At 62.6% G+C, this 13382-nt stretch carries 11 protein-coding genes; 9 read left to right on the top strand and 2 right to left on the bottom strand.

The features are described 5' to 3' along the window. Window positions 1–380 precede the first annotated feature (380 nt). The 9 genes from AC1DD7_RS19615 (at window position 381) to AC1DD7_RS19655 (ending at window position 9824) form a co-directional block, all read left to right on the top strand. Window positions 381–2324: a beta-glucoside-specific PTS transporter subunit IIABC gene (locus tag AC1DD7_RS19615; protein ID WP_477516253.1), complete on the top strand. Its 1944-nt coding sequence runs from the start codon at window positions 381–383 to the stop codon at window positions 2322–2324. A gap of 27 nt (window positions 2325–2351) precedes the next feature. Then, entirely contained in the window at window positions 2352–3770 is a 1419-nt protein-coding gene (locus tag AC1DD7_RS19620) for a glycoside hydrolase family 1 protein (protein ID WP_431119755.1), read from the top strand. A 90-nt stretch (window positions 3771–3860) separates the two neighbouring features. Further along, on the top strand, window positions 3861–4709 hold the full coding sequence (locus AC1DD7_RS19625) for a PRD domain-containing protein (protein WP_477516254.1): 849 nt from the start codon (window positions 3861–3863) through the stop codon (window positions 4707–4709). Window positions 4710–5031: 322 nt separating this feature from the next. Continuing rightward, window positions 5032–5322, top strand: a complete 291-nt coding sequence (locus AC1DD7_RS19630; protein WP_431119759.1) for an HPr family phosphocarrier protein — start codon at window positions 5032–5034, stop codon at window positions 5320–5322. 134 nt (window positions 5323–5456) lie between these two features. After that, a complete protein-coding gene (dxs, locus tag AC1DD7_RS19635) occupies window positions 5457–7430 on the top strand; it encodes a 1-deoxy-D-xylulose-5-phosphate synthase (protein ID WP_477516255.1) in 1974 nt (657 codons plus the stop codon). After that, complete coding sequence (locus tag AC1DD7_RS19640) at window positions 7427–7996, top strand: DUF402 domain-containing protein (RefSeq protein WP_224089625.1); 570 nt, start codon at window positions 7427–7429, stop codon at window positions 7994–7996. The genes dxs and AC1DD7_RS19640 overlap by 4 nt, the downstream gene beginning before the upstream one ends. After that, a complete protein-coding gene (locus AC1DD7_RS19645) occupies window positions 7993–8553 on the top strand; it encodes a hypothetical protein (protein WP_477516256.1) in 561 nt (186 codons plus the stop codon). Before AC1DD7_RS19640 ends, AC1DD7_RS19645 begins: the two co-directional genes overlap by 4 nt. Before the next feature lie 32 nt (window positions 8554–8585). Beyond that, window positions 8586–8804 carry a helix-hairpin-helix domain-containing protein gene (locus tag AC1DD7_RS19650; protein WP_442006515.1) on the top strand — a complete coding sequence of 73 codons (219 nt, stop codon included), beginning with the start codon at window positions 8586–8588 and terminating at the stop codon, window positions 8802–8804. A 42-nt stretch (window positions 8805–8846) separates the two neighbouring features. Continuing rightward, entirely contained in the window at window positions 8847–9824 is a 978-nt protein-coding gene (locus AC1DD7_RS19655; protein WP_477516257.1) for an aldo/keto reductase, read from the top strand. Window positions 9825–9899: 75 nt separating this feature from the next. Here AC1DD7_RS19655 and AC1DD7_RS19660 read toward each other — a convergent pair whose 3' ends face one another. Beyond that, window positions 9900–12044, bottom strand: a complete 2145-nt coding sequence (locus tag AC1DD7_RS19660) for a 3-hydroxyacyl-CoA dehydrogenase NAD-binding domain-containing protein (RefSeq protein ID WP_477516258.1) — start codon at window positions 12042–12044, stop codon at window positions 9900–9902. Further along, window positions 12041–13324: a thiolase family protein gene (locus AC1DD7_RS19665; RefSeq protein ID WP_477516259.1), complete on the bottom strand. Its 1284-nt coding sequence runs from the start codon at window positions 13322–13324 to the stop codon at window positions 12041–12043. The genes AC1DD7_RS19660 and AC1DD7_RS19665 overlap by 4 nt, the downstream gene beginning before the upstream one ends. Window positions 13325–13382 lie beyond the last annotated feature (58 nt).

Genomic DNA, 13382 nt, shown 5'->3' on the forward strand with positions numbered 1-13382 from the left:
GGACGAACTGTTTGTCTCCACGAAGCTCGCTGCGGAGATCAGGACTACGAGGGCGCGATCGACGTCTACAGCGGCAAGTGACGCAGGAGGACGAAGTAGCATGACTGCGTGGAACCGGTGACGCCGTTACGTCCCCGATCGTCCGGCCATCTGGACGGCTTGACGTGACTCATGTCACCTGCCATGATGGTTTCTGGTTCTTTCGAGACCTGGGTATGTAACTCGCTTCGGGCGAGGCAAGGCTCAAGCTCTGCGACCTTCATCGGTCAACCGGCTTGGGCCTTTTTCGTGCCCTGAAACAGGATCACCTGAAACAGCTCAAGCCGCGTTACCTCACACCTCCGCCCAATGAAGGGCGGATCTGAGAATGCGAGGAAATCATGAGCAAGCAATACGCTCCCTTAGCCGCAGACATCGTGCGGCTCGTTGGCGGCAAAGCCAACATCACCGAGGCCTACCACTGCCAGACCCGGCTTCGTTTCGCCCTAAAGGATGAATCCGCCGTCGCGCTGGACGAGCTGAACGCCACTGAAGGCATCGCAAAAACCCTCTCCAAGGGAGGGGTCTTCCAAGTTGTGGTCGGCATGCACGTCAAGGACGTGTTCAACGAAGTGGAGCGCGAGCTCGGCGATTTGTCTGTCAACGCCAAGGACGACGGCGGCGCAGCCAAGGGCAAGCGCAAAAACGTGGGCAGCGCGGTGATCGAGTTCGTCTCCAGTGTCTTCCAGCCCCTCATCCCAGCATTGTCTGGAGCTGGTATGGTCAAGGCGCTCCTTGCCCTGCTCGTAGTGCTGAATCTCGTGTCCAGGGAATCTCAGACCTACGCTTTGGTCGACCTTTTCGCAGATGCGGTGTTCTATTTCCTCCCCGTGCTGCTGGCCTTTAGTGCGGCTCAGAAGTTGAAGATCAGCCCGATCCTGGCAGCCGCGGTCGCTGCCATGATGCTGCACCCCAACTGGGTCGCCCTGGTGACGAAGAAGGACCCGGTCACCTTCTTCGACATCTTGCCGTTCCCCTTGGTGAACTACTCGGGCGCGGTCATTCCGATCATCCTGGTCGTGTTCGCCCAGTACTACGTGGAGCGTGGTCTGACCCGGGTGGTCCCGAAGTCCGTGAACCTGGTGTTCGTGCCGATGCTGACCTTCCTCATCATGGGTACTCTGGCCCTCGGTGTGCTCGGACCCATTGGCAGCATTCTGAGCGGCTACCTTGGTTCCTTCTTCACATTCCTGAGCACCAACGCAGCCTGGGCCCCGGCCCTGCTGGTCGGTGCGACACTTCCGGTCATGGTCATGTTCGGCCTGCACAACGGCATCGCCCCGCTCGGTGTCGTCCAGCTCGCCCAGACGGGCAAGGAAAGTATCTTCGGTCCCGGTGCCCTGGTCTCCAACATCGCCATGGGCGCAGCGTCCTTGGTGGTCGCTTTCCGAACCAAAGACAAGAAGACGCGTCAGATTGCCACCGCAGGCGGCATCACAGGCCTGATGGGCATCACGGAACCGATTCTCTATGGCATCGCCCTTCCCAAGCGTTACCCGCTCATCGCGGCCATGATCGGCGGTGGCGCGGGCGGCTTGTACGCGGGCTTAACCCAGACGCACCGCTTTGCTACCGGCTCCTCCGGCCTGCCCGCCGTTCTGCTCTACATCGGTGACAACACGCTGGTGAACATGATCAACATCATTATCGCCCTGGTTATCTCCGCCGTCGTCTCCGCCGTGCTGACCTTTGTCCTCTCGTTCAAGTTCGAAAAGCCAGCCGTCGAAACGGCCTCGGCAGCGGACGACGATGCGGCCCCGTCCAGCCGTCGCCCTGCTGCCAACGAGACCGCCGCCGTCGCCGGTGGCACAGCAACTCTGGTGCGGACCGAAACCATCGAATTGGCTGCGCCGTGCGCCGGCACCGTTGTTCCGTTGGCCGACGTCGGCGATCCGGTCTTCGCCTCCGGAGCCATGGGTCCGGGCGTCGCCGTGGAACCGTCCGAGAGCGTCATCGTCTCCCCGGTGAGCGGAACAGTAGCCGTGGCCATGAAGACCGGCCACGCCTTCGGCATCAAGACCGACGACGGCGTAGAGGTACTGGTGCACGTGGGCATCGACACGGTGACCATGAAGGGTGAGGGTTTCCAGGGCGCGCTGGAACGCGGGACACGCGTGGAGGCAGGGCAGCCGCTCGTCACGGCCGACCTGGACGCCATTCGCGCCGCCGGCCATCCGGCCACCGTGCTGGTGGTCGTGACCAACGGACCCAAGGACGCGCCGGTGGAGCAGCTTGAAGGCGGCTCCGTGGTGGCAGGCGCGGCGATCGCCGTCGTCGGACGCTGACCAGGAAGCCACGAAAGGAACCGCAGAATGCAGCACGAGCAGCTCACCCCGTTCCCCGAGGACTTCCTCTGGGGAGCCTCCACCTCCGCCTATCAGGTGGAGGGCGGCTGGGACGCCGACGGCAAAGGCCCGTCCGTGATCGACATCCACATGCACCGGCCGCACGGCGTCACGGACTTCACCGTGGCGGCGGGCCACTACCACCGCTACGCCGAGGACGTGGAGTTGTTCTCGGAGATGGGTCTGAACGCCTACCGCTTCTCCATCGCATGGACCCGGATCGTCCCGGACGGCGACGGCGCGGTGAACCCGGCCGGCGTAGCGCATTACCATCGGGTGATTGACGAGCTCCTGGCCAAGGGCATCGAGCCCGTCGTGACCATGTACCACTTTGACCTCCCCGCGGCGCTGGACGCCAAGGGCGGCTGGTCGGAGCGGGCCACCATCGACGCCTTCGAGCGTTACGCCCGGGTACTTTTTCAGGAGTACGGCTCCAAGGTGAAGTACTGGCTCACCATCAACGAGCAGAACATGATGATCCTGCACGGTCGCGCCATCGGGACCACCGGACGCAGTGGCCAGGTGGGAGGAAAGGAGCTCTATCAGCAGAACCACCACATGTTCCTGGCGCAGGCGCGGGCCATGGTGCTCTGTCATGAGCTGCTGCCAGAGGCGAAGATCGGGCCGGCACCGAACATCGTGTCCGTCTACCCGGCCACCTGCGCGCCGGAGGATATCATCGCGGCGGATGACTGGGATGCCGTTCGCAACCTGCTCTATGTGGACCTGTCCGTCCGGGGCAGTTACCACAATCTGGCGTGGGCCTACCTCTGTGCCAAGGGCTGGGAGCCGGAGATCCTGGATGGTGATCTTGAGCTGCTGGCTGCGGCCAAGCCGGATTTCCTCGCGTTCAACTACTACTCGACTCAGACGGTCGGTGCGTCCCGTGGGGACTCATCGGACATCCAAGTGCGGGGTGGGGACCAGCAGATCGTGCGGGGCGAGGTGGGCCTCTACCGTGCGGTGAAGAATGAGCATCTGCCCGTCAATGCCTTCGGCTGGGAGATCGACCCGGTGGGGTTCCGCACCACTATGCGCCGCCTCTGGGACCGCTATCGGCTGCCGCTCATCATCACCGAGAACGGGCTGGGTGCCTTTGACGAGCTGGTGAACGGCAGAGTGCGGGACGATTACAGGATCGAGTTCCTGCGCCTGCACCTGGAGCAGATCCGGCTGGCCATCAGCGACGGCGTGGACGTGTTCGGCTACTGCCCGTGGACGGCGATCGACTTGGTGTCCACGCATCAGGGCATCTCCAAGCGGTACGGCTTTATCTATGTGGACCGCACGGAGGATGATCTGAAGGATCTGGCGCGCGTGCGGAAAGACAGCTTCTTCTGGTACCAGGGCGTCATCGCCTCCGGTGGCGAGTCGCTCTCCGCCTGAGGCTCCGGCGGGATCCCGCCGGGCTGTGGTGCGGGGCAGAATCCGCCCCGCATCACCACCATGATTTTTTGACGGAAGGAACGGTGAGACGTGCAAGTCAAGCGCGTGCTCAACAACAACGCGGTGCTGGCGGTCGATGACGACGGCAAGGACCTCGTGGTGATCGGCCGCGGCCTCGGGCACGGCCGCAGGCCAGGTGACGAGATCTCCCGCGAGGTGGCGGATCAGGTCTTCGTTGCGGCGGAGAACGCCAATCTGGAACGGCTCGCCCGCTTCCTGGATGACATCCCCCTGGACTGTCTGAATGCAGCCGGCGAGGTCGCGGAGCTGGCGCAGAAGCGGCTCGACCTGCGGGTCAGCCAAGCCCTGGTGGCGCCGCTCGCGGATCACCTCAGCTTCGCCGTCGAACGGTTGCAAGAGGGGATCCCTGCCCAGTTCCCGCTGGCGTGGGAGGTCTCCCAGCTTTACCCGAAGGAGCTGGCCACGGGACGCGAGGCGTTGGGCCTGGTGGAGGCGTCCCTGGGGGTGAGGCTGCATGACGACGAGGCGGTGGCCTTGGCCATGCACTTCGTGAACGCTCAGTTCGCCACGCCCGGCATGGAGAAGGCCATGCAGATGACCGGTGTCATCGCGCAGGCATTCGCGCTGGTGGATAAGACTTTCGGCTTCACCGTGGACCAGCAGTCCATGAACGCGGCACGCTTCGTCACCCATTTGAGATACCTGTTCAGCCGAGTCGCCTCGGGCAAACAGATCTCAGAGAAGTCCTCCGTGCTGGTGGACGCGATCATTCAGAGCCACCCGGAGGCCGTGGTGTGCGCCGCCAAGATCCAGTACCTCCTTGAAATGGGACTGGACACCAGCCTCACCCGGGACGAGGTGGCATACCTGGCGTTGCACGTCGCACGCCTGGTAGCGGACGTGAGTGAATACCGCTAAAGCCCAGATGCGTCGTGCCCCGCGGCGGTTGAGCCGATACAGACGAAAGAGAACTTCGATGGAAGCCATGGCGCTGAAATTAGCAGGAACCACAAGGTTTCAGGGGGTCGGAGTCAATCCGGCATGGCGAGCCATCGGCGCGTGAGTCGTGAAGTGAAGATTACATCCTCACCCTGGATGAACAACAGGCCGCGTTCCTCAATGGTCTGACACAACCGGCAGTCTGAACCAGAGACAGACTCATATTGTGCTTGAGCTGAAAAGCCGAGCAAATCTCCATTCCCTTAACCAAAAGAAACACAAGATCCTGAAGGAGAACCCTATGCCCGAACGCAAAGCAGTCGTCGCCAGCGCCTCCGGCCTGCACGCCCGTCCCGCCGCCGTCTTCGCCGAGGCCGCCGCGGACCTGGACATCGAGGTCACCATCGCCCTGGACGGCACCCCCGAAGACGAGGCCATGGACGCCTCCAGCATCCTCTCCCTCATGACCCTGGGTGCCAGCCACGGCGACATCGTGGTGCTCCGCGCCGAGAGTCCAGGAAGCGAGGAGGCCTTGGACAAGCTGGTAGCCCTGGTCGAAACCGATCTCGACGGAGTGTTGCCGCCTGCCTAATTCATCTGGTCGCCCGACCAGCCGGGGCTGTTGCGTTCCCGGGGCGCGTATTCATTACTCACGCGGGCGCGAAAACGCTGGCCCCGGGCACGCGCTAGAGTTAACAAGCACGTCATTCACCCTAAGGAGGGCCGTTGGGACTCTTGGAAACCATCAAGGATCCACAGGACCTGGCCAAACTGTCCGGCCAAGAGCTGGAACAGCTGGCCGGCGAGATCAGGAACTTCCTGATCACCAACGTAGCCGCTACGGGTGGACACCTGGGTCCCAACCTCGGCGTCGTGGAGCTCACGCTTGCTGTGCATCGCATCTTCGAGTCGCCCCGGGACAGCATTGTCTTTGATACCGGGCACCAGTCCTATGTCCACAAGCTCCTCACGGGCAGGCAGGACTTCAGTACGCTGCGGCAACAGGGTGGCCTCTCCGGTTACCCCGACCGCGATGAATCCGAACATGACATCGTCGAAAGCTCCCACGCTTCCTCGTCGTTGTCCTGGGCGGACGGCATCTCCCGCGCCCGGCAGCTGACCGGCGAAGGTGACCGGTTCGTCGTCGCGGTTGTAGGTGACGGTGCGCTCACTGGTGGCATGACCTGGGAAGCCATCAATAATATCGCCGCTGATAAGCGGCGCCGCGTGGTGATTGTGGTCAACGACAACGGCCGCTCCTATGCACCGACCGTGGGCGGTTTTGCCGACTACCTGGCATCGCTTCGCCCCACCATCGACACGCTGCGAACCACCCCGGCCTATGAGCGGATGCTTGACTGGTGGAAGAAGAAGCTCCAGAACGGCGGTCCCGTAGGTCAGTTCACCTACAAGAGCCTGCACGCCATGAAGAAGGGCATCAAGGACTGGTGGGCGCCCCAGGGCATGTTTGAAGACCTGGGCATGAAGTACATCGGGCCGGTGGACGGACACAACCTCCAGGCCATGGAGCACGCCCTCACTACGGCCAAAGCCTACGGCGGCCCGGTGATCGTGCATGCGATGACCGAAAAGGGCCACGGATATGCTCCCGCCCTTGCCAACGAGGCCGATCAGTTCCACGCTGTGGGAATCATTGATCCAGAGACAGGTGAGCCGACCGAAAGGCCCGGCGCCAGATCCTGGACGTCGGTTTTCGCCGAGGAAATCGCCGACATCGCTGATGAGCGTCCTGACATTGTCGGTATCACCGGGGCAATGCTGATACCCGTCGGTCTGCACAAGTTCGCGGAGCGCCATCCTGAACGCGTTATCGACGTCGGTATCGCGGAACAGCATGCACTCACGTCTGCTGCGGGGATGGCCTACGGTGGCCTGCACCCAGTGGTGGCGGTTTATGCAACGTTCCTGAACCGTGCCTTCGATCAGCTACTGATGGATGTCGCACTCCACAAGGCAGGGGTCACCATTGTCCTGGACCGTGCAGGTGTTACAGGGCCTGACGGTCCCAGCCATCACGGCATGTGGGACATGGCGATGGTCCAGATTGTCCCGGGACTCCATTTAGCCGCCCCGCGCGACGCCACCCGGCTCCGGGAAGAACTGCGTGAGGCGGTCGCCATCAATGACGCCCCCACCGTGGTGCGGTTCTCCAAGGGCAGCGTTGGCTCTGAAGTGGAGGCCATTGAGCGGCTCCACGACGGCGTGGATATCCTGGCTCGCCGTCCCGAGGGTTCCACCGAAAACGACGTCCTCATCGTCAGCGTTGGCGCGATGTCCGAGCTCGCCCTTGATGTCGCCGGCCGTCTTGGTGCCCAGGGAATCAGCTCAACGGTGGTTGATCCCCGTTGGCTCCTGCCCGTCCGCAGGTCAATCATCGCCCTTGCCGCCCGGCACCGCCTGGTCATCTGTATCGAAGACGGCGTCCGCGCCGGCGGCGTGGGTTCACGCATCCGCCAGGAAATGCGCGCAGCCGGCGTTGATACGGCTTTGAACGAGGTGGGCTTGCCTGTTGAGTTCCTGGTGCACGGATCCAGGAGCCAGGTCCTGGAGCGCGTCGGGCTTACGGCCCAGAAAATAGCCCACGACGTCGTGGCACAGGTCCTGGGGACAAAGGTCCCCTTTGCACGGCCCCTGCCAGGTCAGGAACACCCCACCACCGGCAGTCTGCCTAAGCTGTGAGTCCCGATCGCGAACCGGGCTCCCTGCAGCCCGGTGACCTCGTGGTGGCGAGAAACAGGAAATGGAACGGCAAGGCGCACTGGGTTGTGCCCGGCCGCTACTTGGGTGAGGACATCCACGGGTGGTGGATTTTCCAGGGCGCGGGGGAGTTCTGTTCGCGTCCCGGTGCTGCCTTCTACACAGCCTCGGATGCCGTCCTGCTGGTACCGCGGACGGGCGAATTCGTAGCCACTTTCTATGACGACACGTACCCGGGTGACTTCCGGATCTACGTAGACCTGGCAACCGGTCATGGATGGAACACCATCAGGCCAGGCGTTACCGAGTTCCACATGATCGATATGGACCTGGACGTCATCCGCTCCACCCTTCACGGTGTGTTTGTCGATGACGAAGACGAGTTTGAGGACCACAGGGCAGGCATGGGATATCCCGCAGAAACCGTGGAAACCATGCGTGCGGAGTGCGCAGCCCTTCGTGAAGCAGTGGACGCCATGAAGGCTCCATTCGACGTCGAGGGCACCAGCAACACCAGTGCAGAGTGGTTCAGGAAAGGACGAACATGAGCGGCATTATCCGCGCATACAAACGCGACGATGAGGGAGTACTTCACTTCCGTGAAGCCTGGTACGACGACGACGACCACCAGTTCGTGATCAATCACGGCGTGGTGGGCCACCAAAGCAAGACGGATGAAACAGACGTCGACGACGACTCTTCCGTAGATGGTTTGATGGCGGCTTTCGCTGCCCAGTGTGAAGAGGACGGATTCGCCGAGGTCCCCGAGTCCGAGCAGTTTTGGGTGGTGGCACAGTTCGCTCTGAAGACCAAGGACGGCACCGAACGTGACCGTCATTTTGAGCGCAAGGCAAAGGCCGCGCTCACGGGTGAACTGGCTTGGCGAGGACTGGGAATCGTGGATCGCACGGAGATCGGAAACTCGCGCCTGAACGTCTTTTGCCTTTGCCCGGACGTCAACAAGGCTGTCAATGCCATCAAGATCTGCGTTCGCAATGAGGACCTTGATTTCACCAAACTCTCCATCGCGGCGGCTCCACACAGCGACCCCACCGCATTCCGCCTGAAGCACTCGCCCAAGCAAGGTGTGGGCTTTACCCTCTAAGTAGGACCTAACGCACTCAGGAGGGATGTTCCATGTCGTCCAAGAGCAATTGGCCCGGACATACGCCGCTACCCAAGGGCCTTGCGGCGCCGGCAAAACGCGCCCTGGCCCACGAAGGCATCGAAACTTTGGAACAGCTGGCCGAGTTTGGCGAACAGAAGGCCTCCAAGCTCCACGGCATGGGGCCGGTAGCCATTGCCCAGCTCGAGGAAGCAATGGAGGAATCCGGCATCACTTTCGGCTCGCGCTAACGTCGGCCTTAGTCCCCGGAAGAGCGTTATAGGCTGGGATCCATGACTGAATATCGACGCCTTGGCCACTCCGGACTGACCGTCTCAGCTGTAGGGCTGGGTTGTAACAACCTGGGGCGCGCCAACACTCCCACGGAGTCGCAGGAAGGCACGGATGCCGTTGTTCACGCCGCGATCGATGCCGGGGTGACGTTCTTCGACGTCGCAGATGTGTACGGCCGGGAGCCTGGCCTCAGCGAGACCATGCTGGGCAAAGCGCTGAAGGGGCATCGCGACGACGTCGTTATCGGTACCAAGTTTGGTATGGATATGCACGGAGCCAATGGCAACGACTTTGGCGCGCGCGGGTCCCGGCGCTACATTCTCAAGGCGGTGGAAGCCTCACTGCGCAGGCTGGGCACGGAGTGGATCGACCTCTACCAGTTCCACACCCCGGACCCACAGACGCCCATCGAGGAAACCCTTGCAGCGTTGGATGTCCTGGTCACCAGCGGCAAGGTCCGCTACATCGGACACTCGAACTTCGCAGGGTGGCAGATCGCCGAAGCCGAGTACGTTGGGCGGCAGTCTGGCGGGGCTCGCTTCATTTCAACCCAGAACCACTACAACCTGCTGGACCGCCGCGCCGAGCTCGAGGTACTTCCGGCTGCAGGCGCCTTCTCGCTTGGCGTGCTTCCTTACTTCCCCCTGGCCAACGGCCTGCTCACCGGCAAGTACTCCGCAGGTCATGCCCCCGAGGGCTCCCGCCTGAGCCACACACGGACCAATCTGGTGCATGATGCCGACTGGCAGCAGCTGGGCCGCTTTGGCCAGTTCGCCAAGGAGCGGGGCATCACCGAACTCCAGCTGGCATTCTCGTGGTTGGCAGCCCAACCCGGCGTCGGCAGTGTCATCGCTGGCGCGACGCGTCCGGAGCAGGCTCGTGAGAACGCGGAAGCAGTGTGCTGGGTCCCGAGCCAGGAGGAGCGCGAGGAACTGGACGAGATCTTCCCGCGTGCTCCCAAGGTGGCACTCTTCTAGACCGCAAAGCCTCATTAATGGGGAAGGGCAGTGGCGCGGACTTTCGCTCCGGCCACTGCCCTTCTTTCTTGCCGCTTAGGCTGGGGCGGAGGCGACGCCCGGTGCCAGGAAACGCTTGCCATTGACGCGTTCAGAGGAGCCAACACGGTCCAGGTATGGAGTGATGCCGCCCAGGAACATGGGCCAACCCGCTCCCAAGATGACGCAGAGGTCGATGTCCTCAGGCCCGGCAACCACACCTTCTTCAAGCATCAATCCGATTTCTTCGGCCAGTGCATCCTGGGTTCGGCGCAGCACTTCCTCGCGTGTGGAGGGAGTGTTACCGAAGGACATGATGGCCAGGGTCTCAGCCGGGATGAGTGGCTTTCCATCCGGACCGGGGACCCAGAGGGACTTCACGCCGTTGTCGATGAGCTTCTGCAGGTTCTGTGAAACGGGGAAACGGGGTCCAAAGGCATTATGGAGGGACTCCTGCACATGCTGTGCCACCGGCAGCCCCACCATGGCGCTCAAGGTGAAGGGAGTCATCGGCAGCCCCATGGGCCGCAAAGCGGTGTCTGCAACCTCGGCGGGGGTGCCTTCGTCGAAGGCGGCGATAACTTCGCCCATGAGGCGGAGCAGGATGCGGTTCACGACGAACGCCGGCGCGTCCTTAACCAGGACGGCGGTCTTCTTCAGGCCCTTGGCGAGTTCAAAAGCCGTAGCAAGTACGGCGTCGTCAGTGTTTGGCGCCCTGACGATCTCCAGGAGAGGCATGACGGCAACAGGGTTGAAGAAATGGAAGCCCACCAGCCGCTCCGGGTGCCGGAGGTCCTCGGCCATGGCCGTAACAGACAGCGAGGACGTGTTGGTGGCGAGGATGCACTCGGGGGAGACGATCGCTTCCACTTCCGCGAACACCTGCTTCTTGATGTGCAGTTCTTCAAACACGGCCTCGATGACGAAGTCGGCATCAGCGAAGACTTCCTTGGATACCGAACCGGTGACGAGCGCCTTGGTCCGGTTGGCGGCGTCGGCCTTGATGCGCTTCTTTGCCAGCAATTTGTCGACTTCTGCGTGGACGTACGCAACGCCCTTGTCCACCCTGGCCTGATCGATGTCTGTCATCACGACAGGTACCTTGAGTTGGCGGGCGAAAAGTAGCGCCAACTGGCTTGCCATGAGCCCCGCACCTACCACGCCCACCTTGGTGACCGGGCGGGCCAGCTTACGGTCCGGTGCGCCTGCAGGCCGCTTGGAGCGCTTCTGGACGAGGTCCAGGAAGGCGTACACGGTGGAGCGGAACTCATCCGTCTGCATCAGGCCGGCAAGGGTTTCACATTCCAGTTCAGCCGATTCGCCCTGGCTCATGGTGCGGTTTGCTTCCATGATGTCCAGCACCTTGGCAGGCGCGGGAGAGGCATTGGAGGTCTTCGCCTCCACAAACGCGCGGCCCGCGGCGACCGCTGCAGCCCAGCGGCGGGCGACGCCCTCGTCCGAGGGGTCGACGGCGTTCTTCCGCGCTGGTGTTTCTTTGCCGGCAATGACACGGGCAGCCCATGCCAGGGACTGCTCCATGAAATCGGCCGGCTCGAAGATGGCATCGGCAATACCGAGCTCAAACGCCTCCGGGCCGGTGAGTGTACGGTTGTTGCTGAGCGGGTTCTCGATCATTACCTTGACGGCGTTTTCGGGACCGATCAAGCGGGGGAGAATGTACACGCCGCCCCAGCCCGGAACAAGGCCAATAAACGCCTCAGGCAGTGCGAGGGCACCTGCGCCGGTGGAAACGGTCCGGTAGGTGGACTGCAGGGCGATCTCCAGTCCGCCGCCAAGCGCCAATCCATTGATGAAGGCGAAGCTGGGCACCCCGAGGTTGGCCAGGGCGGAATACACCGCGTGTCCAAGCTCGGCCATCCACAACCCATGCTCGCGTTCCTTGAGGGTCTTCACGGCGGACAAGTCTGCGCCAGCAACCAGGAAGTATGGTTTGCCGGTGACGCCGACCCCGACGATTTCGCCCTTGGCGGCGCGCTCCTTGAGCCCTTCGAGGACTTCGCCCAATTCCACCAGGGTGTTGGGACCCAGAGTGGTGGGTTTGGAGTGGTCCAGTCCGTTGTCCAGGGTGATCAAGGCAAAGGTGCCTGCACCGCCTGGAAGCTGGATGTCCTGGACATAGGAATGCGTCACGATCTCGTCGGGGAAGAGGGAGGCGAGCTTCTGGAATTCTGTGGCGCTCATGCGGCGGCTCCTTCTGTGGTGGTCTGGCCTGAAGTCTGGACGGTGGATTCGAAGTCAGGGGATTCGAAGTCAGCGTGGTTCGGGTTTTCCCAGATCACTGTGGCACCCATGCCCAGGCCGATGCACATGGTGGTGATGCCATAACGGACCGACGGGTCTTCCTGGAACTGACGGGCCAGTTGGTTCATCAGCCGAACTCCCGAGGAAGCGAGCGGATGTCCGACGGCGATCGCCCCGCCATAGCGGTTGACCCGGGGGTCGTCATCCGCGATGCCGAAGTGGTCAAGGAAGCTCAGGACCTGCACGGCGAAGGCCTCGTTGATCTCGAACAATCCGATGTCTTCAATGGCGAGGCCCGCGTTCCTGAGGGCCTTTTCCGTGGCTGGCACGGGACCGATTCCCATGACTTCCGGTTCCACTCCCGCGAAGGCATAGGAAACCAAGCGCATCTTCACTGGCAGGCCCAACTCTGCCGCGGCTTCTGCCGAAGCGAGTACCGCAGCTGTGGCGCCGTCGTTCAAGCCTGCTGCGTTGCCCGCCGTAACCCGCCCATGGGCCCGGAACGGGGTGCGCAGTTCGGCAAGATCCTGCACCGTGGTTCCTGGGCGGGGCGGCTCATCTGTGGTGTGCAGTGCCCAACCCTGCCCTGGCTTCATGGTGGCCACCGGGACGAGGTCCTCCTGGATCTGCTGGCGGGAATAGGCTTCGGCCAGTTTCGCTTGCGACGCGGCCGCATAGGCGTCCGTTCGGTCCTTGGTGATGGACGGGAAGCGGTCGTGCAAATTCTCGGCCGTGTTGCCCATATTCAGCGCTGCTGGATCCACGAGCCGCTCGGACATGAACCGCGGATTGGGATCAGCGCCTGAGCCCATGGGGTGGTTGCCCATGTGCTCCACGCCGCCGGCAATGACGACGTCGTACGCGCCGAAGCCGATGCCGCTCGCCGTCGTCGTTACTGCTGTCATTGCCCCGGCGCACATGCGGTCGATTGCGAAGCCGGGCACCGTGCGGGGAAGGCCTGCCAGGAGGGCAGCCGTCCTGCCAATGGTGAGACCTTGATCGCCTGTCTGGGTTGTCGCGGCGATGGCTACCTCGTCAATGCGGTCAGCAGGCAACGACGGATTGCGGCGCATCAGTTCCCGGATGCATTTCACGACGAGGTCATCAGCCCGCGTACCCGCATAGATGCCTTTCTCGCCGGCTTTACCGAAGGGTGTCCGTACACCATCCACAAACACGACGTCGCGGACGCTCCTCTGAGCACTGCGTGATGGACTCATGGGTTAACTCCTCGTTGAGACATGGTACGGATTCCGTAGAAAGGATCTCCGGTTGGCA

The organism is Paenarthrobacter sp. 10L412 (genome assembly GCF_056395565.1).